15 protein-coding genes are annotated in these 19,897 nt (G+C 68.9%); 14 read left to right on the forward strand and 1 reads right to left on the reverse strand.

The features are described from left to right. Window positions 1–64: 64 nt before the first annotated feature. From ACFTE1_RS15125 to ACFTE1_RS15190, 14 genes are all read left to right on the forward strand, one after another. Entirely contained in the window at window positions 65–3,247 is a 3,183-nt protein-coding gene (locus ACFTE1_RS15125) for a PD-(D/E)XK nuclease family protein (RefSeq protein WP_380621013.1), read from the forward strand. Window positions 3,248–3,312: 65 nt separating this feature from the next. Beyond that, window positions 3,313–6,468, forward strand: a complete 3,156-nt coding sequence (locus ACFTE1_RS15130) for an ATP-dependent helicase (RefSeq protein WP_380621015.1) — start codon at window positions 3,313–3,315, stop codon at window positions 6,466–6,468. Between the two features lie 227 nt (window positions 6,469–6,695). Further along, window positions 6,696–7,388: a hypothetical protein gene (locus ACFTE1_RS15135; RefSeq protein WP_380621017.1), complete on the forward strand. Its 693-nt coding sequence runs from the start codon at window positions 6,696–6,698 to the stop codon at window positions 7,386–7,388. A 311-nt stretch (window positions 7,389–7,699) separates the two neighbouring features. Beyond that, window positions 7,700–8,311 (forward strand): DUF4865 family protein, encoded by a 612-nt coding sequence (locus tag ACFTE1_RS15140; RefSeq protein WP_380621019.1) that lies wholly within the window; start codon window positions 7,700–7,702, stop codon window positions 8,309–8,311. A gap of 348 nt (window positions 8,312–8,659) precedes the next feature. Continuing rightward, window positions 8,660–9,208, forward strand: a complete 549-nt coding sequence (locus ACFTE1_RS15145) for a hypothetical protein (protein ID WP_380621021.1) — start codon at window positions 8,660–8,662, stop codon at window positions 9,206–9,208. Window positions 9,209–9,361: 153 nt separating this feature from the next. Beyond that, window positions 9,362–9,835 carry a hypothetical protein gene (locus ACFTE1_RS15150; RefSeq protein ID WP_380621023.1) on the forward strand — a complete coding sequence of 158 codons (474 nt, stop codon included), beginning with the start codon at window positions 9,362–9,364 and terminating at the stop codon, window positions 9,833–9,835. 551 nt (window positions 9,836–10,386) lie between these two features. Continuing rightward, on the forward strand, window positions 10,387–10,827 hold the full coding sequence (locus ACFTE1_RS15155; RefSeq protein WP_380621025.1) for a hypothetical protein: 441 nt from the start codon (window positions 10,387–10,389) through the stop codon (window positions 10,825–10,827). A 447-nt stretch (window positions 10,828–11,274) separates the two neighbouring features. Beyond that, complete coding sequence (locus ACFTE1_RS15160) at window positions 11,275–11,406, forward strand: hypothetical protein (protein ID WP_380621027.1); 132 nt, start codon at window positions 11,275–11,277, stop codon at window positions 11,404–11,406. Next, window positions 11,403–11,780, forward strand: coding sequence for a hypothetical protein (locus ACFTE1_RS15165; protein ID WP_380621029.1), 378 nt, complete (start codon window positions 11,403–11,405; stop codon window positions 11,778–11,780). Before ACFTE1_RS15160 ends, ACFTE1_RS15165 begins: the two co-directional genes overlap by 4 nt. Window positions 11,781–11,822: 42 nt before the next feature. Further along, window positions 11,823–12,521 (forward strand): TetR/AcrR family transcriptional regulator, encoded by a 699-nt coding sequence (locus ACFTE1_RS15170; RefSeq protein ID WP_380621031.1) that lies wholly within the window; start codon window positions 11,823–11,825, stop codon window positions 12,519–12,521. A gap of 165 nt (window positions 12,522–12,686) precedes the next feature. Next, entirely contained in the window at window positions 12,687–13,427 is a 741-nt protein-coding gene (locus tag ACFTE1_RS15175; RefSeq protein WP_380621033.1) for a sulfite exporter TauE/SafE family protein, read from the forward strand. A gap of 139 nt (window positions 13,428–13,566) precedes the next feature. Next, on the forward strand, window positions 13,567–14,793 hold the full coding sequence (locus ACFTE1_RS15180) for a hypothetical protein (protein WP_380621035.1): 1,227 nt from the start codon (window positions 13,567–13,569) through the stop codon (window positions 14,791–14,793). Between the two features lie 51 nt (window positions 14,794–14,844). Beyond that, window positions 14,845–15,378, forward strand: a complete 534-nt coding sequence (locus ACFTE1_RS15185; protein ID WP_380621037.1) for an RNA polymerase sigma factor — start codon at window positions 14,845–14,847, stop codon at window positions 15,376–15,378. Beyond that, window positions 15,375–16,631, forward strand: coding sequence for a hypothetical protein (locus ACFTE1_RS15190; RefSeq protein WP_380621039.1), 1,257 nt, complete (start codon window positions 15,375–15,377; stop codon window positions 16,629–16,631). The genes ACFTE1_RS15185 and ACFTE1_RS15190 overlap by 4 nt, the downstream gene beginning before the upstream one ends. Before the next feature lie 70 nt (window positions 16,632–16,701). On the opposite strand, the gene ileS is transcribed toward ACFTE1_RS15190, so the two are convergent. After that, entirely contained in the window at window positions 16,702–19,881 is a 3,180-nt protein-coding gene (gene ileS, locus ACFTE1_RS15195; protein ID WP_380621041.1) for an isoleucine--tRNA ligase, read from the reverse strand. Between the last annotated feature and the right edge of the window lie 16 nt (window positions 19,882–19,897).

Below are 19,897 nucleotides of genomic sequence, written 5' to 3' on the forward strand. Positions count from 1 at the left end.
CGCGAGGGCACCATTCGCGCGCACAGTGGACCGCATTGTCCCACCCCTGTGTTCTCATATAGTCGTGTCGAACGAGCCGCGGAGCAGAACCACCGGAGCCGGGGCGCACCCGCCGCGCGCGGAACTGGTCCCGCGCGGAGGCGAGGCGTCCTTCCGCCCGGACGCGGTCCAGGCGGAGGCCCTGGACCACTGTTCGCGTGCCCGCGCGGACTCTTCCGAGGGCGAGCGCCCCGCCGTGCTCGCGCTCTCCGGCGGCGCGGGGACGGGCAAGACGGAGACCCTGGTGCGCTGTGCCGTCGAGGCCGTCGCCTCCGGCACGGACCCGAGCCGGATCCTCGTGCTGGGCCTCAACCGGCGCGACACCGGCCGGCTCCGGGAGCGGATCAACGCCGGCACCGCTCCGCTGACGGCCGGGGAGGTCCAGGTCTTCACGGTTCCCGCTCTCGCCCACGCGGTGGTGAAGCGGCGGGCGGCCGACGAGGGCCGTCCGGTACCGCGCCTGCTGACGGGTCCGGAGTCGGACTCGCTGATCCGGTCGCTGCTGTCCCATGAGGATTTCGGTTGGCCGGCGGAGGTCGCGGAGGCGGCGGGCACGTATGCCTTCACCGCGCAGTTGCGCGACCTCATCCTGCGGTGCGTCGAGCGGGGCGTGTCCGGGCCCCGGCTGGCGGAGTTGGGGCGCCGGTATGACAGGCCCTTGTGGACGTCCGCCTCCCGGGTCGTCGAGCGTTACCGCGACACTCTCGCCGTGCAGTCGGCGTCGGTGCTGGAGGTGTACGACTCGGCCGAGCTGGGCCGGGTGGCGCTGCACCTGTTGCGCGCCGGGGCGGTGGAGACCGACCCCTTCGAGCTGGTGCTGGTGGATGACTTCCAGGACTTCACCGCGACCGGCGCGGCGCTGCTGCGCGAGCTGGCCCGTCCGGGCTGCCGGGCGGTCGTGGCGGGCAACGCCGACGAGGCGGTCTTCGGCTTCCAGGGCGGCCTGGCCGAGGCGATGCGCCGGGTCGAGGAGTTCTTGGGCCGCCTGGGCGGCGTGCGCGAGCGGAGACTCGAGGCCTCGTACTCCTCCGACGTGGAGCTGACGTACGCCGTCGACCGCTTCGCCCGGACGCACATGGCGGGCTCGCACCGCCTGCGGCACCGCGTTCCGGTGCGCGAGGGCAAGGGCGTCGTCGAGGCGGTCACCGCCGCGGGCCGGACGCGCGAGGCGGGGCACCTGGCCGGGCGCCTGCGGCGGGCGCACCTCTTGGACGGGGTGCCGTGGGAGGAGATGGCCGTGGTCGCCAAGTCGGCCTCGGACCTGCCCGAGCTGCGCCGCGTCCTGCAGCACAACGGGATTCCCACCCGGCAGGCCTCGGACGACCTTCCGCTGGCGTCCTATGCGACCGTTCGCGACCTGCTGCGCCTGGCGGCGCTGTCCTCCCGGTGGGAGTCGGGCGGGGCGGACTGGCTCGGCGAGGACGAGGCTCAAGCGCTCCTGCTGTCCCCCTTCGGTTCGGGCGACCCGTACGGGATCCGGCGCCTCAAGCGCCACATCCGGCGGTCGTTCGCCGGTTCGGAGGAGTTCCGCGCCAAGCGGGACCTTTTGGCGGCCTATCTGTCCGATCCGCGTGCGGTGGTGGTGGATCCGCCCGACGAGCCGTGGCACGCCCCGGCGGAGCGGGTGGCTCGCCTGCTGGTGGCCGCGTCCGAGGAGACGGGTGTGGCCGCGACGCTGTGGCGGGTCTGGGAGGAGTCGGGGCTGGCCGACCGGTTGGCCTCGCGTGCGCTCTCGGGCGACAGGCGGGCGCCGCGCGCCGACGCGGAGCTGGACGCGGCGATCGCGCTGATGGACCTGGCGGCGGACTTCGAGGAGAAGCAGCCGGGGGTCGGGGTGGACATCTTCGCCGACCACATTCTCTCCCAGCAGATTCCCGGCGACTCGCTGTCGCAGCGCGCCGAGTTGTCGGAGGCGGTCACGCTGACGACGGTCCACGGCTCTCACGGCCGGTTCTGGGACGTCGTGGCCGTCGTGCGGCTCCAGGAGGGCGAGTGGCCCAATCTGCGTCCGCGCGGTTCGCTTCTGGGCGCCGAGTCTCTGGTGGAGCTGCTGGACGGCCGGGAGGACGTGGACACGCTCTCGGAGCTGTTGGCCGAGGAGCGCCGCCTGTTCCTCGTGGCCGCCTCGCGGGCCCGGACGACTCTCCTGCTCTCCGCCGTGGACTCCGAGGACGAGCAGCCGAGCCGCTTCCTCGACGAGATGGGCGTGGAGCCTGTTCCCGCGCGCGGGGGCGAGCGGCGCCTCACGCTTCCCGGCCTGACCGCGTCTTTGCGGCGTGCCGTCACCGATCCCGAGAGCCCGCACAGGCGCGATGCCGCCGCCGTCCTGCGCCGCCTGGCCGAGCGGGAGGTGGTGGGCGCCGATCCCGGTTCCTGGTGGGGCACGGCCGATCTGACCACTACCGACGCCCTCTACCAGGCCGGCGACAGGCTGAACGTCTCGCCGTCGAAGGTCGAGCAGATCCAGCAGTGCCCGTTGAAGTGGGTGCTTCAGTCTCATGGCGGGGAGTTCGGCGACCCGATCCACCGCTTCGTGGGGACGCTCTTCCACGCCGCCGCCGAGCGGGCCGCGGACGTTCCCGCCGGCGAGCGTCTGGAGGCCATGCGCGGGGTCATCGCCGAGCACTTCGACGAGCTGCCGCACGAGGCGGAGTGGAAGCGGGAGCAGGACCGCGCCGCGATGGACGGGGCGGCGGAGAAGTTCGTCGACTGGTGGGCGAGGGACAAGCGCGAGCTCGTCGGCGTCGAGCGCGGCTTCGAGCTCGCCGTTCCTTTGGGCCCGAGCGAGGTCGAGGTGGTCCTCCGGGGTTCGATCGACCGGCTGGAGCGCGACGGGGAGGGGCGTCTCATCGTCGTCGACATCAAGACCGGCAAGCACGCTCCGACGGCCGAGGAGGCCCAGGCGAATCCCCAGATGGCCTCCTATCAGTTCGCCATCGCCTCGGCCGATATGGCGGAGGGCTCCGTTCCCGGCGGGGCGGAGCTCGTCTATCCGACGTCGAAGAACAAGGGCGCCAAGGTCGTGCTGCAGAATCCCCTGTCAGAGGCCGCCGATCCCGACTGGGCGCGGAACCTGCTCGACGAGAGTGCCGACCGCATGGCGGGCACCGAGTTCGAGGCTCGGCGGGACGACGGCGGGCAGTGCCGGACCTGTTCGGTGAAGAACTGCTGCCCTTTGTGGGGCGAGGGGAAGCGGGTGACGGATTGACCGGGGAGAGCACGGAGGACCGGGCGAGCGCGCCGGTCGGCGCGAGGATGGAAGGCAGGGCGAAGGTGGAGCGCAGGGCGGACTCGAACGGCGGGCCGGACGCGGACGCCGCGGCGGCCCCGCGCTACTCGGCCCTGGGCATCGCCAATCGCCTCGACAAGGAGGACGCGGTCTCCCCTACCGAGGAGCAGCGCAGCGTCATCGAGGCGGCCCCGGCGCCGATGCTCGTCGTGGCGGGGGCCGGCTCGGGCAAGACGACGACCATGTCCGACCGGGTCGTCTGGCTGGTGGCCAACGGGGTCGTCCGGCCGGAGAACATCCTGGGTCTGACGTTCACCCGCAAGGCCGCCTCCGAGCTCTCCCGCAAGATCCGCACCCGTCTCTCCCGTCTGACCGAGTCCATTCCGGAGCTGCAGAAGCTCAAGGGCGAGCCGGTCGTGTCCACTTACAACGCCTACGCGGGGAACCTGGTCGCCGAGCACGGCATGCGGCTGGGGTTGGAGTCGTCGCCGCGGGTGGTCACCGACGCCGCGCGGTGGCAGCTGGCCTACGACCTCGTCCAGAACTGGACGGAGAGCCTCTCCTCCTTCGACCTGACCGTTTCCGGCGTCACGGAGAAATTCCTCCAGTTGGCCGGGGAGATGTCCGAGCACCTCGCTTCGCCAGAGGCGCTGCGCCGCTGGGACGACTCCTTCCACGAGGACGTCGCCGAGCGGGTCGGCAAGCGCGGCAATGAGGTCTCGCGGTCGATGGAGGCTCTGGCGGAGCGGCGCCGGCAGCTGCTGGGCCTGGTCGAGGCCTGGTCGGGGGTCAAGCGGGAGCACGGCGTCATCGACTTCGCCGACCAGCTGGCGTACGCCAACGAGCTGGTCGCGGCTTTCCCCGATGTGGTCGCGGCCGAGCGGGACCGCTGGCACGTGGTGCTGCTGGACGAGTACCAGGACACGTCGGTGTCGCAGACGACTCTGCTCAACCGGTTGTTCGGGGGCGGCCATCCCGTCACGGCGGTGGGCGATCCGATCCAGTCGATCTACTCGTGGCGCGGTGCCTCGGCGGGTGCGCTCTCGCAGTTCCCGGCCCGGTTCCCGGCGGCCGACGGTTCTCCCGCCCCCACCGTTCACCTGACGGCCTCGTGGCGCAACAGGGCCGAGGTCCTGGCGGTGGCCAACGAGGTGTCCCGCGAGCTGCGGGAGGGGAAGTCCCACGGGCGCGAGTCGGTTCCGCGGATTCCCCCGCTGCACGCAGGGGTCGGGGGTTCCGGTTCCGTGCGGGCGTCGTACCACGCCACGGCCGAGGACGAGGCCGCGTGGACCGCCGAGCGGCTCAAGGCCGTCTGGACGCCCGAGGCGACGGCCGCCGTTCTGGTCCGCGCGCGCAAGCAGATCCCGGCCCTGCAGGAGGCGCTGGAGGCCGCGCGGCTGCCGGTCAAGGTGATCGGGTCGCTCGGGCTTCTCCACTACCCCGAGGTGTTGGAGGCGACGTCGCTGCTTCGGGTGGTGGCGAATCCGGCCGACGGGCCCTCGCTCCTCCGCCTGCTGACGGGACCGCGGTGGCGGGTGGGGGCCCGTGACGTCAAGGCGCTGTGGGACAGGGCGCGGGAGATCCACCGGGAGGTGCAGGGCTACGAGCCCCAGGCGGCGCGGTTCGGCGGTGCGGAGGAGCTCGATCCCCTCCTGGCCGACGCGGTCGCCGACCCGGGCGGCCCCGAGCGGTATTCTCCGGCGTTCCTCGAGCGTCTGGCGCGGTTCCAGTACGAGCTCGAGTGGCTGCGCAAGCGCCTGCACCAGTCGCTTCCCGACCTCGTCTCGGACGCGATCGCGGTCACCGGGCTCGAGGTGGAGACCCTCCTGCACCGCGGGACGCTCGAGCACCTCGACGAGTTCACGGCCCTGGCCGCCGAGTACGACTACCGCAATGAGACCGCCTCCCTGCCCGGGTTCGTGTCGTACTTGGACGCTCTCAACGAGAAGGAGCGGGGTTACGCGGTGGAGAGCGCCGAGACGGAGAAGGGCGCGGTCCAGATTCTCACCGTCCACGCCGCCAAGGGGCTGGAGTGGGACGTGGTGGCCGTTCCAGGGCTCTCCCGCGACCTCTTCCCCGGCAAGCCGCGGTCGGACAACTGGCCCACCGATCCCGCCCGGCTGCCCTATCCGCTCCGGGGCGACGAGGGCTACCTGCCCGCCCTCTTCATCGACGACGCGGGCTCGGCGTCCGACCTCAAGAAGGCCGTCGCCGCCTATAAGAAGGGCGACAAGGAGGCCGGCCAGGACGAGGAGTGCCGCCTCGCCTACGTCGCGCTCACTCGCGCCCGGCACACGCTCTTCATGAGCGGCTATTACTTCGAGCGGGGCCGCAAGGAGGCGCGCCCGCCCGCTCCGTATCTCGCGCAGGCGTTGGCGGCCGGGGCCGTCGAGGACCGGTGGGCGGAGGAGCCGTCGGAGAATCCCTTCGAGGGCCGGTCCTGGTCGATGTCGTGGCCGGTTCGCGACCCGCTCGGGGACCGGCAGGACGCCGTGGCTGAGGGCGCGCTCCTCGTCGCCTCGGTCGAGGACTCCCCTCCCGGGGAGGGGCCGGGGCGCCAGTGGGCCGAGGAGGCCGAGATCCTGTTGCGGGAGCGCGACGAGCAGGAGTCCGGCCTGGTCAGGGTCGACCGGCCCACGCGCCTGTCGACGTCGCAGCTGATGGGCCTGTGGGCCGACGAGCGGGGTTTCGCCCTCGCCCGGCGCCGTCCGCTGCCGCAGATCCAGCGTCGGGCGACGGCGCGCGGCACGGACTTCCACGCCTGGGTCGAGGAGTTCTACGGCCAACAGGGCCTCTTCGACCCGCTCGACCTGCCTGGGGCGTCGGACGCCGACCTCATCGAGTCCGACACCGAGCTGGAGCGGTTCAAGGAGACCTTCGAGCGCTCCGAGTGGGCGTCGAGAAAGCTGGCGGCCCAAGAAGTGCCCTTCGTCGTCTCGGTCGGCGGGGTGCCGGTCCGGGGTCGTATCGACGCGGTCTTCGAGCGCGCCGACGGCGGTTGGGACGTGGTGGACTGGAAGACGGGGCGGCCGCCGTCGGGGGATCAGGCTTCACGTGCGGCCGTGCAGTTGGCCGTCTATCGCCACGCCTGGGCCAAGTTGCAGGGCGTGGATCCGGACTCGGTGTCCACGGCATTCTATTACGTGGGGGCCGATCGGACCGTGCGTCCGGAGACTCTGCCGGAGTTGGACTTCGACTAGGCCGTAGTACCGTGCTTCTTTTCGCCGATCGGGCGGACGCCTTCCGCCTCGCAGGCTCCGTCCTGTGACGACCACGGTTCGCAAGAAACGCGGCATCCGCCTTTCGGGAGAGCCCGGTTTCGCAGGCTTCACAGGGCTTGTACTCCGGCGAGCCCGGCCCTCAGCCCCGCCGGTTCCTTGACCTTCGGGGATACGATGGCTCCAATCCGGCGGAAAGGACGAACTCTATGCGGATCCGGGCTCTGACGGCGACCGCCCTCCTGTCGCTGTTCGCACTCGCCGCCTGCCAAGGGCAGCCCGACGACCCGCCCACCGATCCCGTTCCCTCCGAGTCCTCCCCGTCGCCGGCTGCGACGCCGACGGAACTGCCCCTGGACGACGCCGTGGCGATCGGCGAGCGCCACATGCTCCCGCCGGGTTCGGGGCCGTTGCAGGGCTACGAGGTCGTCTACGAACCCATGCTCGGGGAGAAGGCCAACGCTCCCTTCTACAAATGCCGGTACGACGAGGAAACCGACTCCGCGCGCGTCGGCACCGTCGTACAGGCCTTCCGCGAGAAGACTCAGGTACGGCAGATGGCCCACGTCTACCGGGGCGACCCTGCCAAGGCGTTGGAAGACGTCAAGGCCCTCTGGGAGGAATGCGGGTCCTACGAGTTCGAGGACACCGCCACGGGCGAGACCCTCACCATGGAACGGATCTCCGCCCTCGACCCTCCGGAAGGCCTCACCGCGGAGGAGTGGATCGGGGATTGCGCCGAACTGAAGCCCAACGGCCTGATGTACTGCCGCGCCCTGTTCGCAGCCGAGGACCATGTGGTGAACGAGGTGGTCGTCTCGGGCCAGGTAGAAGACCGCGCAGAAGTGGAGTCCCAGCTGTTCGAGATCGTGCCCTTGATCCCCGGCGGCACAGCGGACTGACGGGCGCGGGGGGCCGCTGACGGAGTCGGGCTTCTGACGCGCTCCGTCCCCGAGGCCGGTGTCCGCGCACCGCTGGGCAGGACGTCCCGTTGGCCGACCGTCCGTCTGACCGTTATCCTCGCCGAGGGCGTCGACCGCAGTCGCCTGACTCCCTCCGTCGACCCCGAAACCGCGGCTTCGGCGATCGTGGCGACCCTCCCGGGCGGGTACTCCCCCGCTCGCACCGCCGACTCGACCGATCCGTCCGACCATGCCGTCACCGGGCCATTCTCCCCGCTGACGGCGCATTCGCGAAGAGAGGCCCGACAACCGTGTACGCCAAACAATACGAGATGACGCTGCCCGCCGACTACGATATGGGCGTCATCCGCGAGAGAGTCGCCGCCGGAGGCCACGTCCTGGACGACCGGGCCGGCCTCGGATTGAAGGCCTACCTGATCCGCGAGCGCGGGGAGGGCGGTTCGCCGGTCAACCAGTACGCGCCGTTCTATCTGTGGAACGACGCGGGAGCGATGGGCGAGTTCCTGTTCGGGGGCGGCGGTTTCCAGAACATCATCCGCGACTTCGGGCGTCCCGAGGTGCGGCAGTGGACGGGCGTGGCCTGTCACGCGGGCCCGAGCCGTTCGGAGGTCCCGAAGGTGGCGACGCGGCGCGTCCGACAGGTTCCCGTCGACTCCGACCGCCGGGGCACGGGTATGGGCCTGTCGGCCTGGATCGGCCTGGCCTGCGGGGACTTGAAGGGCCTGTCCGAGACCGAGGGGGTTCACACCGCCGCGCTCGCGGTCGATCCGCACCGGTGGGAGGCTGTGGAGTTCGTGCTGTGGAACGCCCACGCGCCGGAGGACCCCGCGGCGGAGCGCTACGAGGTACTGCACGTGTCCGAGCCTGGGCTGGACGGTCTGCCGGAAGGCAGGGCCTGGTAGGCGGGTCGAGGCGAGCCTCCCCGGTTTCGGACGGGCTCGTCCGGCTCGATGTGGATGGCGCCGTCTCGCGTTGCGGGACGGCGATTCGGTTCCGGGCCGCGCCGACCGGGGACCCGGGAGTCCGAAATGGTCGTTTTGTGAAGCCCGGCGCGCATGCGTCATCGCAGTTGGGACCCGCCGCCCAACGGTGATCGCATCGTTCCTATTCGATATATCGACGCGTTATCCAACACGCCGTCCCCTTGTCACGCAATGAATAGGGGCGACCCGCGCGCGGCGGTGATCTAGGCCTGGATTATGATCCGAATCCGATAAGAAACCTTCGTAAATTGGAGCGTTCTCGTCATCATGAACAAAACGGACATTTCCCACCGTCTCATCGGGCTCGCCGCCGTCGGCGCCCTCGGAATCGCGGGCCTGGCCGGCTGCGGAGAGAAGAGCTCCGACGATTCGGGAGACGACAAGGGCGACAAGAAAGAACAGGCCGCCGAGGAGGGGGAGGACTACTCCGAGGAGGCCACCGAACTGGTCGAGGGCTACTACAACGAGGCCTTCGAAACCGTCAACAACTCGCTCCTGCGGTACGACTCCGAAGCCGCCGCCGCGACGGCCGAACCGTACCTGTGCCAGGCCGACGTCGACAAGATCACCTCCCAGTTCGAGGGCATGCCCGACTCCGAACGCGAGAAGGCGCTGGAGAGCGTCCCCGAACTCGGCGACTACGAACTGGAGGTCCACATCCTCGACGCCTACGCGTACGCCGGAGCGGGCAACGTGGAGACCCACATCCTCTACAACGACCCCGTGAAGGACGGAAAGCGCGCCGACAGGACCTACGACGTCGGCGTCCTCGAACAAGAGGACGGCAGTTGGAAGATCTGCGGCATGTTCAGCTAGGGCGACCGGCCCCGGAGCGGGGCCGACGGCCGCAACCCGCGAGCGGCCGCACCGCGGAGCGGTCCGGGACGGCGCCGGAACCCTTTACACCCTCGGTGACCGTTGGTATATTCTGCGCACGTATGTTCCACCCCAGACCATCGAGGACTCCGCATGAAGCCCACCAGGTTCACCCCCGTCGCCGCCACCGCCGCCGCAGCCCTCCTCGCGCTCGCCGCGTGCTCGTCCGCCGAGGATGACGCGCAAGAGGCCGCCGAGGACATCATCGCCGACATGGAGAACCTCGACGCCGCCATCGCCGAGGCCGACGTCGACGCCATCCACTCCTTCGCCGACGAGCACCTCTGCGCCGACGCCGTCGACTCCTTCAAGAAGAGCTTCGAAGGCTACGAGGAGCTCTCCCCCGAGGACCTGGAAGGCAAGGGCGGCGGCGCCGAGTACGACCCGGCCGACATCAAGGTGGCCGAGGTGACCGTCGACGGCGACACGGCGGAGGTCACCATCGAGGGATCGGGCACCGACCCTCTGACCCGCAAGAAACTCGACGACGGGGGCGCGACGATCACCTTCGTCAAGGAGGGCGACGACTGGAAGTCGTGCCCGTTCACCGGCTCCGAGGAGGAGTGACGGCCCGGACCACTGCGGCCAAAGGGCTGCGGCCGTAGGGCTGCGACCGAAGCACCGCCGCTGGAGCGCGAACGACCGGAATGGCGCGGTCGGAGGACCGCGCGGAACGCTAGCGGCCGGAATGCTGCGGTCGGAGCATCGCCTCGGGAGAGCTACCGACCGGAAAACCACGACAGGGGCGTCACCGTGGCGGCACTGCGGCAAGAATGCCGCCGCAGGAACACGGTGGCCGACGCGCCGGCCCGAATGCCGTGACAGGAACGTCGCGACAAGGTCGCCGCTGTCCAGACGGTCGCCTACTCCCCCGAAAACCTGCACTCTACCGCGCCGGCGGTGGACCGACGGCCTCCTGAGAGAGGCGTTCGGTCCACCGCCTTTCTGCTGTCCCGGGCCACTTATCGCCCGGGTCTCTCCCTCCTGCCCGGGCTCGCGGTCATCCCGGGTTCCCTGTTGCCCCGCCCACCATAGTTGAACACGTTCAAAAAACTGGTGTAGAGTCTTCCCTAAGAGTTGAACACGTTCAACTTTCCACACAAGGCTAGGAAAAGCCCATGTCACCGGATATGCAAGTCATCGGATACAGTGCCTACCTCCTCGTCGCCGTCCCCCTGACCATCTGGGTAGCCCGCACCCTGGGCAACAATGGACTGCACTTCATCAAGGACGTGTACGCGGGCAATGACGAACTCGCGGCGGCCGTCAACAAACTTCTCCAAGTCGGCTTCTACCTACTGAACCTCGGGTTCATCGCGCTCTGGCTCAAGACCGACACCCCGGCGGAGACGCTGCGCGGCGTCTTCGAGACTGTCGCCGTAAAGATCGGCGCCGTCCTCCTCGTGATCGGCGTCCTCCACATCGTGAACGTCTGGGTTCTCAACAGCATCCGCAAGCGGGGGCACGTCGACGCGAGAAGCCTGTCGACCCTGGAGCCCGCCACGCCCCGGCCGATGCCTCAGAGGACGAACGCGGTCGAGACTGACGAATCGCCATAGGCCGACAGCCTTCCCGGTCGAAGGGCCTCGGGCGCCGGCCAGAGGCGCCGGCGCCCGAGGCGGGTATTAGAGGAGCCGGCACCCGAGGCGGGTAGAGACCCCTGCGCCGCTTCCTCTCATTGCCACACGACCCTTGACCGGTCCTGAACCAGCTCTGACCATCTCTGACCGCCCTGAACCCCGGACTTCCGAAGCAGAGAGGCCGGGAACCCTCGAACCCCTGAATTCCTAAGGCCCTGACGTTCTTAGCCCTTATACGCGAAGACTCAAAGACCCTCAAGCCCTCCAGCCCTCCAGCCCTCCAGCCCTCCAGCCCTCCAGCCCTCCAGCCCTTAGCACCGGCACCCATTACCCCTCCCCCTCCTCACTCTCCCCACCACCCCCTGAGTGGCGGTGGAGGCCCGGACCTTCCGACCGGGCCTCCACTCCCGCACTGGAAAGGACACCATGGAACCCGACAACGCCCCGCTCGACGCCCCGCCCCTCACTCCTGACCGCACCCAGCCCCTCACCGCTCACCGCTTCTCCGCAGCACTCGCCCTCTTCTACCTCTACGGCTCCGCCTGTGGTTCTGCGTGACCTTCGTCCTCATAGGCCTCCTGTTCGCCCTGGTCCTCACGGTCGACGCGGCGGTGTTCCCCAGAGCGGCGCTCGAATCCTGGCCGGTGCTCCTGTACATCCTCGTCCTGGGCCTTTTCGAACGGGCCGGAACACGTGTCCGCCGGGCCTTCAAAGCGGGCAAGACCTCCGCTCCCTGGTGGTTCCTCACACTCACCATCGCCGTCACGGCCTTCGTCATCGCGGTCTTCGGATTGACGGCCGGAGCGTACTCGCCACTCTTCATTCTCGTCTTCGCCCTCCCCGCGTTCATCGCCGTCCTCGTGGGAGCTTTCGCCCTGCTCGTCCTCCTGGTTGAGCTCCTATGCCGCGCCCTTCGCCGCCAACACCGCTGACGAAGACCGGAGCGCCTCGGCACCCCAGTAGAATCGAGAACCGTGACGTCCTCCGACAGCGATCAGGCGCCCCCGTCCAAAGGCGAGCGCACCAGGCAGCACATCCTGTCCACCGCCCTGGACCTGTTCGTCGAGCGCGGATACGACGGCACGACCATGCGCGCCATCGCCTCCGAGGCCGGGGTGTCGGTGGGCAACGCCTACTACTACTTCAGCTCCAAGGAACACCTCATCCAGGGGTTCTACGAACAGGCCACCTACCGCCACGCCGAGGCGGCCGAAGCGGCCGCCAGGAAGGAGAAGAACCTCTCCGGGCGGATCGAGGCGGCCCTGAAGGCCTGGGTCGAGGTCGCCCGGCCCTACCACCGGTTCGGCGGCCAGTTCTTCCGCTTCGCCGCCGACCCCAACAGCCCGCTCAGCCCGTTCTCCGACGAGTCGCGCGAGAGCCGCGAGCGGGCCATCGGCATCTGGCGCGGCATCCTCGCCGAGTCGAAGGTCAAGCTGCCCGACGAGTTGGCGGACGTTATCCCGGACGCCATGTGGATGCACCAGATGGCCATCGTCCTCTACTGGGTCCACGACCGCTCCCCCGACCAGGAGGACACGGTGCGGCTCATCAGGAGGACGGCCCCCATGGTCGCCAGGGCGGTGCAGTTGTCGAAGTACAAGATCCTGCGGCCGTTGGTGAAACAGGCCGAGGGCGTCATGCGGGACTTCCTGTTCCGCCGCCCGGTGCCCTAGCCGGCACGGCCGACCGCGACCGCCTCGGGATCCCGTTCCGCACCTCCATTTCTAACATGACACTTGTCATATTTAATGTTCCCCCTGGTAATGAGGGATGTCCATGAACATGTGATTGGACGGTCACCCCGAGCGCCACTAGTCTTCAGAGTTCCGCCTCCCCCTATGGAAACGAGTTCACCGGTGCTGGAGATCGTCCTCATCTTCCTGGTCCTCGCCCTCGCCTCCGTGATCCGGACGTCGGCCGGGTTCGGATTCTCGCTCGTGTCGGTGCCGCCGCTGGCGCTCATCCTCGACCCGGTCACGGCCGTGACGACGGCCGTCATCATGGCGGCTCCGCTGAGCATCTGGATCGCCGCCAAGGACTGGCGCCACATCGACCGCAGGATCACCTTGACGGCCGTGCTGTGCGCTGCGGCCGGCGTTCCCATCGGCATCGCGGTCCTCACGCTCCTCAACGAACGGACCCTGACGATCGCCATCGCGGCGGTCGTCCTGGCGTGCACCGCGCTGGTCTGGTCGAAGGTCAAGATCAGGGGCGGCCTGCCCGTCATCGCGGGCGTGAGCCTCTTCTCCGGCGCCTCCTTCGCCTCCACCGGTATCGACGGCCCGCCCATGGTCGCCGCGATGCAGGGCGTGGGCCTCGAACCGCGCGTCCAGAGGGCGACGCTCGCCGTCGTCTTCTCCTGCACCAGCCTCGGCTCACTGGTCGGATTCGGGACGACGGGGCACCTGACCATGGAGGTCGGCAAGGCGCTCCTGATAGGCATCCCCGCGTTCGCGACGGGCATCGTCGTCGGCGAGCGCCTCTTCAAGCGCTTCGACGCGACGCGGTTCCGCCAGGTCGTCCTCGGGCTCTTGATCGTCAGTTCCGTATCGATTCTGACCAGTGTTTTTTCGACCTGAGTCCCGTCGGCCGCCCCGTCCTCCACGCCGACCGCGATGACGGCCACAATGCGGAAATTATCGGAAACGCCTGAGACGCCGCGGGCTTTTCCCGCGTCAAGCCTGTGTAGCCCGAGCTTACCGACAGAAAGGGTTTGGCATGGCATTCACAGGAGCGTCGCGTCCCGCTTCGGCTCGTCGCCTCGCGGTGGCGGGCCTATCGGTGGGCCTGCTCGCGGTCGCCGGCTGCGATTTCCGGACGTCAGAGGCGGCCGGCCCCGTGGGAGACGACTCGGCGGAGCAGTCCGAGTCCGAGCCGGTCCCCGACATCGACCCCGTGGACATGGTCAACGAGACCGACCGTTTGGAGGTTGAGTTGGGGGCTTTGGAGCGGCGGATCCTCCGCGACTGCATGGAAGGCGAGGGGTACACCGTCCACGACGAGTGGCAGCTGGCCGAACCGCGTGTACACGAGCGGGACACCATCGCCGACGGCGACTATGAGACCGAGTTCTTCCAGTCCATGGAGAAGGCCGAGACCTTCGGGTTCGGCGCCTGGGTCAACACCGGGATCGCCGACCGTCCTCGGTGGTCGGACCTGGCCGGACAGTACAAGTCCTGGGGCTTCGAGGACGTGGGCGAAGAGGAGTCCGAGGGAGGCGGCGAGGAGAGCGCCCCTCAGGACAATGAAGAGTTCCAGCTCCTGCCCGACGAGGACCAGTACGACTGGTACTCCGGCTTTTACGGTGAGGAGGCCGCCGAGGCCCTGTACGGCTGGATGGTGCAGGACGGGCCCGTCGGTCCCGAACACCCGGACACGTTCGCGCCGGGCGGTTGCACCGCGGACATGCTGGACGCGGTCTACGGCGACGACGCACCGGAAGAGGTCAACGCCTGGACGTTCGGCAGCGGCAAGGTCTACGGCATCGTTTTCGAGCACGGTGTCAGCTCCGAGGCCCAGGATCAGCGCGAATCGGTGGTCGCGGAGGCCGTGGACGCCGAGGCCGGGCAGTTCTTCTCGTGCGTGGGCGAAAAGGGCTACCCGGGCTGGGAGTTCGTGAACGGAGCCCAGCTGTACCCCAAGGCGTACTGGCTGGAGGCGGTGTACGCCGACCGCACGGACGTCTTCGAGGAGTACGTGGGCGAGATCAGTTATCCCGAGCCGCCGGAGCACCTTCCGTCGAACCTGGACGAGGTCGTGGAGGCGGAGATCGCCATGGCGACGGCCTGGGCCGACTGCAATGACCGGGCGGGTCTGAAGGAGGCCATGGTCGAGGCCTACACGCAGTTCGACATAGACTATTACAAGGGCCGTACCAGGGAATACCTCGATTATCAGGACGCGATCCTCGATGCGATCGAGACGGCCGAGGAGGCCGCCTCCTAGCGATGCTCCCGCCCGACGTCCTCGACCCCCCCGTTCCGCAAGGAGATTCCGGTGTCCACCTCAACCGCTCGGCGGTCTTCCGCCACGGCCGGCTCGTCCACCTCGCCAGAGAGGGACTTCGACGAGTTCTACACGGCCCACGCCCACTCCCTCATCGGTCAGATCTACGCTTACGTGGGCGACCTGCCCGAAGCCGAGGACCTGGTCGCCGAGGCCTTTTGCCGCGCCTACGCCCGATGGCGGACGGTCGGCTACTACGAGAACCCCCTGGCCTGGGTGCGGCGCGTCGCCTGGAACCTCGCCACTTCCCATCATCGCAGGCAGACGGTGATCCGCCGTTTCCTGCGCCGGACGAGGGACGAGCACTCGGAAGGGCCCCAGCCCGACCGGCTCGACCTTCGCGACGCCCTCCGGGGCCTCCGCCAGCAGCACAGGAAGGCCGTCATCCTCTACTACCTGGCGCAGATGACGACCACTGAGATAGCCCGCCAGGAGGGAGTGTCCGAGTCGACCGTGCGGTCGTGGCTGAGCCGCGGCCGGGCCGCGCTCCAGGACAAGCTCCGCATCACCGAGGAGGAAGTATGAGTGGCGCCGAAGACGAACTGCGGCAGAGGTTCTCCCGACTCGCCACGGAGGCCGACATGGACGCCGACCCGATGCCGGTGCGCCTCGTTCGCCGTAAGGCCAAGCGCCGCAAGGCGGTACGCCGGTCTGCGGTGACGGCGCTGGCCGTCGTGGCGACCGCGGTCCCGGTGGGGCTGTGGGGCGTCGGGGCGCAGCTCGGTGGGTCCGGCGATGCGGCCAACGGCAGTGTCCAACCCACGGAGTCGGCCCAAGACGACACCGGCGAGGAGCAGCCCCAAGACGTGACCGTGCCGGAGACGGCCCAGGAGGGCGTCGTCCTCGAGTCGGAGACCGACGCCGGATCCATGCTCCCCACGGTGGACGACTTCATCGGTACCACGATCGACCTGCCCTCGTTCGCGGAGGGTACGGACCGGCAGGAGGAGGTGGACGCGGTCTGCTCGACGGAGGACGTGGTCCTCGAGGACGGGACGCCCGCGGGAGTAGGCCCCTACGACCACGACCGCGCCCCCGAGGGGTCGGTGTGGGTCAGCAAGACCGTCTTCGCCGCCGGCGCGGAGACTGCCCAAGCCGTTCTGGTGGGCTGCGAGTACAACGCCGAGTTCATCCGGCAGGCGCTGCTCGTGGAGGGCGACGCCGAGAACGGCTGGACCGTTGAGAAGAGGGTCGCCGGCTCCCTCGACGGCTACGGCGACCTCTTCGACATCGGGGCCTTGGGCGGCAGCTACAAGCGCCTCGGACTGGCGTTCGATGAGTCCGAGGGCTGTTGCGGCGGCGCCCCGCTCGAGGAGTCGACGCGCGTGATGGAGTACCGGCCCGGCGAGGAGGACGAGCTCGTCGACACGTCCGAACTCCCCTTCAACGACATCGCGGATGTGAAGGTGGACATCTCCGTGGAGCGCACGTCGTTCGACGGTTGGGAGGCCGTGGTCGAGGCGGAGAACCTGTCGGACAATCCGTCGGTGCCCTTCGACGTCTACCTGTCCTGCGAGAGTCTGGCACTGCTCGGCTGGGAGGAGGCGCCCAACTGCCTCAACGAGCCGCTCCTGGTCGCCTCGGTCTTCCAGATGGAGGGCGGCGCGGTGTACACGAGCGACGTCATGGACCTCGAACCCGGCGGAGAGGTCGGGGAGCGGACGGCGACGGCCTATCTGGTCATGCGCGCCCAGAGGTCCAATTCGCTGGGCTGGGACCCCGACACCGGGAACAATATCCGGAAAGAGGTCGTCCTGGAGGCCGACGAGAACTACTAGACCCCTGTTCACTCCCCGGAATAGGAAAAGGGGCCCGGCTCGGCCGGGCCCCTTTATCGCGTTCTCAGGTTCAGACTGCCACCTTCTCGACCGAGACGCGGACGGCGTCGCCGTCGCCGGCCTCGCCGGAGGTCGCGTCCCCGGCCGGCTCGCCGTACTCCAGCTGCAGCGCGAGCGTCTCGCCCTGCACGAAGTCGCGGTGGGCCTCGATGGCGGCCCGCACCGGCTCGGGGGCGTCGAGCACGACGCTGACGCGGTCGGTGACGTCCAGGTCGGCGTCCTTGCGGGCCTGCTGGACGACGCGGACGACGTCGCGGGCGAGGCCCTCGGCCCGCAGTTCGGGAGTCAGCTCGGTGTCGAGCACGACGACTCCGGAACCGTCGGCCAGAGACTGGGTCCGGTCGGCGGCGACAGGTGCGAGGGTGAGCTCGTACTCGCCCTCCTGGAGTTCTACGCCGTCGCAGACGACCGTGCCGCCCTCGGCGGTCCAGTTGCCGGTCTTGGAGGCCTTGATGACCCGCTGCACGTCCTTGCCCAGGCGCGGCCCGAGGACCCGCGGGACGAGCTTGAGGTCCTTGGTCGAGTAGTCCTCCAGGTTCGTGTCCAGCTCGACGAGCTTGACGTTGACCTCGTCCTTGACCAGGTCGGTGAAGGGTTGGAGCTTGTCGGCGTCCTTGGTGGCGACGGTCAGCTTCGCCAGCGGCAGGCGCACGCGCAGCTTGCGGGCCTTGCGCAGCGACAGTCCGGCCGAGGCGACGTCGCGGACGAGGTCCATGGCCTCGACCAGGCCGTGGTCGGCGGGCAGGTCGGAGGCGTCCGGCCAGTCCACGAGGTGGACCGAGCGGCCGCCGGTCAGGCCCTGCCAGATGTCCTCGGCGATCATCGGCAGCATCGGCGAGACGACCTCGAGCGCGGTCTTGAGGGCGGTCGCCAGGGTGGCGAAGCCGGCCTCGTCGCCCTCCCAGAACCGGTCGCGCGAGCGGCGCACGTACCAGTTGGTGAGGCTCTCCAAGTAGAGGCGGAAGGTCTCGGCCGCTCCGGAGAGGTCGTAGGCGTCGAGCGCGGCGGTCATGCCCTCGACCAGTTCGCGGGTCTTGGCCAGCAGGTAGCGGTCCAGCCGGTTCTCGCTGGCGAGCGCGATCTCGCGCGACTGCTCGATCGTCTTGTCGTAGCCCGAGGCTCCGGCGTAGAGCGTGTAGAAGTACCACACGTTCCACAGCGGCAGGATGATGTGCCGCGTGGTGTCGCGGAAGCCCTGTTCGACGACGGGCATGTCGCCGCCTCGCAGCACCGGGGACGAGACGAGGAACCAGCGCACCGCGTCGGAGCCGTACTTCTCGAAGGACTCGCGAACGTCGGGGTAGTTCTTGAGCGACTTGGACATCTTCTGTCCGTCGTCGCCCAGGAGCGTGCCGTGGACGATGGCGGTGCGGAACGCCGGGCGGTCGAACAGCGCCGTGGCCAGGACGTGCATGGTGTAGAACCAGCCGCGCGTCTGGGCGGTGTACTCGACGATGAAGTCGCCCGGGTAGTGGTTCTCGAACCAGTCGGTGTTCTCGAACGGGTAGTGGACCTGCGCGAAGGGCATGGATCCGGACTCGAACCAGCAGTCGAGGACCTCGGGGACGCGCCGCATGGTGGACTTGCCCGTGGGGTCGTCCGGGTTGGGGCGCGTCAGCTTGTCGATGCCGGGGCGGTGCAGGTCGTCGACCTTCACGCCGAAGTCGCGTTGGAGTTCCTCGAGGGAGCCGTAGACGTCGATGCGCGGGTACTCGGGGTCGTCCGAGCGCCACACCGGGATCGGCGAGCCCCAGAAGCGGTTGCGGCTGATGTTCCAGTCGCGGGCGCCTTCGAGCCATTTGCCGAACTGGCCGTCGCGGACGTGCGCGGGGGTCCAGTCGATCTCCTGGTTCAGCTCGACCATGCGGTCGCGGAACTTGACGACGTTGACGAACCAGCTGGAGAGGGCGCGCTGGATCAGCGGCGAGTCGCAGCGCCAGCAGTGCGGGTAGTTGTGCTGGTAGGTGTCGTGTTTGAGGAGTTTCTCAGTGGTCTTGAGCCACTTGATGATCTCCTTGTTGGCGTCGAAGACGTGCTGTCCGGAGTAGTCGGGGACCTCTGTGGTGAAGCGGCCCTGCGAGTCGACCGGGACGACCGGTTCGATGCCGGCGGCGTCGGTGACGAGCTTGTCCTCTTCACCGAAGGCCGGGGCGATGTGGACGATGCCGGTGCCGTCCTCGGTGGAGACGTAGTCCGCGCTCAGCACCTGGAAGGCGTTCTCGCGGCCCTCGAAGAAGTTGAACGGGGGCTGGTAGGTGAGGCCGACGAGGTCGGATCCCTTGTAGCGGCCCAGCACGGTCGGGTCCTCGCCGATCTCCTTGGCGTACGCGCCGAGTCGGGCTTCGGCCAGGAGGTAGCGCAGTCCCTCGGACTCGACGAGGGCGTAGTCGATGTCGGCGCCGACGGCGGCGGCGAGGTTGGACGGCAGGGTCCAGGGCGTGGTCGTCCAGACCAGCAGTTTGGCGTCCTTGAACTCGCCCTCGGTGGTGACCTCCAGGCCGACGGTGACGGCGGGGTCCTGGCGGGGGCGGTAGGTGTCGTCCATCTTGGTCTCGGTGGCCGACAGCGGGGTCTCGCAGCGCCAGCAGTACCAGAGGACCTTGTAGCCCTCGTAGACCAGGCCCTTGTCGAAGAGGGACTTGAAGGCCCACATGACGCTCTCCATGTAGGGGAGGTCGAGGGTCTTGTAGTCGTTGTCGAAGTCGACCCAGCGGGCGGTGCGGGTCACGTAGTCGACCCACTCGCCGGAGTACTTCATGACCGAGGCGCGGGTGACCTCGTTGAACTTCTCCATGCCGTACTCTTCGATCTCGGCCTTGGAGTTGAGGCCCAGCTCCTTCTCGGCCTCGACCTCGGCGGGCAGCCCGTGGGTGTCCCAGCCGAAGCGGCGCTCGACGCGGCGGCCGCGCATGGTCTGGTAGCGGGGGACGATGTCCTTTACGTACCCGGTCAGGAGGTGGCCGTAGTGCGGGAGGCCGTTGGCGAAGGGCGGGCCGTCGTAGAAGACGAACTCGTTGGCGCCGCGCTCTCCGGCCTCGCGGTTGTCGATGGAGGCCTGGAAGGTGTCGTCCTTCTTCCAGAAGTCGAGGATGCGTTTCTCGACCTCGGGGAGGTTCGGGCTCGCGGGCACGGAGGGCACGCCGTTCTCGGGGCGCGCGTCCTTGCCGGACTCGTCATGAGGGTAGGTCATCTCTCCAGTGGCTCCT

Origin of the sequence: Salininema proteolyticum (assembly GCF_042685645.1) — a bacterium.
GTDB classification, from domain to species: domain Bacteria; phylum Actinomycetota; class Actinomycetes; order Mycobacteriales; family Micromonosporaceae; genus Salininema; species Salininema proteolyticum.

What these genes read in the sequence shown, in the direction of transcription:
- ACFTE1_RS15180 (WP_380621035.1), top strand. Translation starts at nt 13,567, where the DNA reads ATGGCATTCACAGGAGCGTCGCGTCCCGCTTCGGCTCGTCGCCTCGCG.
- ACFTE1_RS15190 (WP_380621039.1), top strand. Translation starts at nt 15,375, where the DNA reads ATGAGTGGCGCCGAAGACGAACTGCGGCAGAGGTTCTCCCGACTCGCC.
- ileS (WP_380621041.1), bottom strand. Translation starts at nt 19,881, where the DNA reads ATGACCTACCCTCATGACGAGTCCGGCAAGGACGCGCGCCCCGAGAAC.
- ACFTE1_RS15150 (WP_380621023.1), top strand. Translation starts at nt 9,362, where the DNA reads ATGAAGCCCACCAGGTTCACCCCCGTCGCCGCCACCGCCGCCGCAGCC.
- ACFTE1_RS15135 (WP_380621017.1), top strand. Translation starts at nt 6,696, where the DNA reads ATGCGGATCCGGGCTCTGACGGCGACCGCCCTCCTGTCGCTGTTCGCA.
- ACFTE1_RS15175 (WP_380621033.1), top strand. Translation starts at nt 12,687, where the DNA reads ATGGAAACGAGTTCACCGGTGCTGGAGATCGTCCTCATCTTCCTGGTC.
- ACFTE1_RS15145 (WP_380621021.1), top strand. Translation starts at nt 8,660, where the DNA reads ATGAACAAAACGGACATTTCCCACCGTCTCATCGGGCTCGCCGCCGTC.
- ACFTE1_RS15155 (WP_380621025.1), top strand. Translation starts at nt 10,387, where the DNA reads ATGTCACCGGATATGCAAGTCATCGGATACAGTGCCTACCTCCTCGTC.
- ACFTE1_RS15160 (WP_380621027.1), top strand. Translation starts at nt 11,275, where the DNA reads ATGGAACCCGACAACGCCCCGCTCGACGCCCCGCCCCTCACTCCTGAC.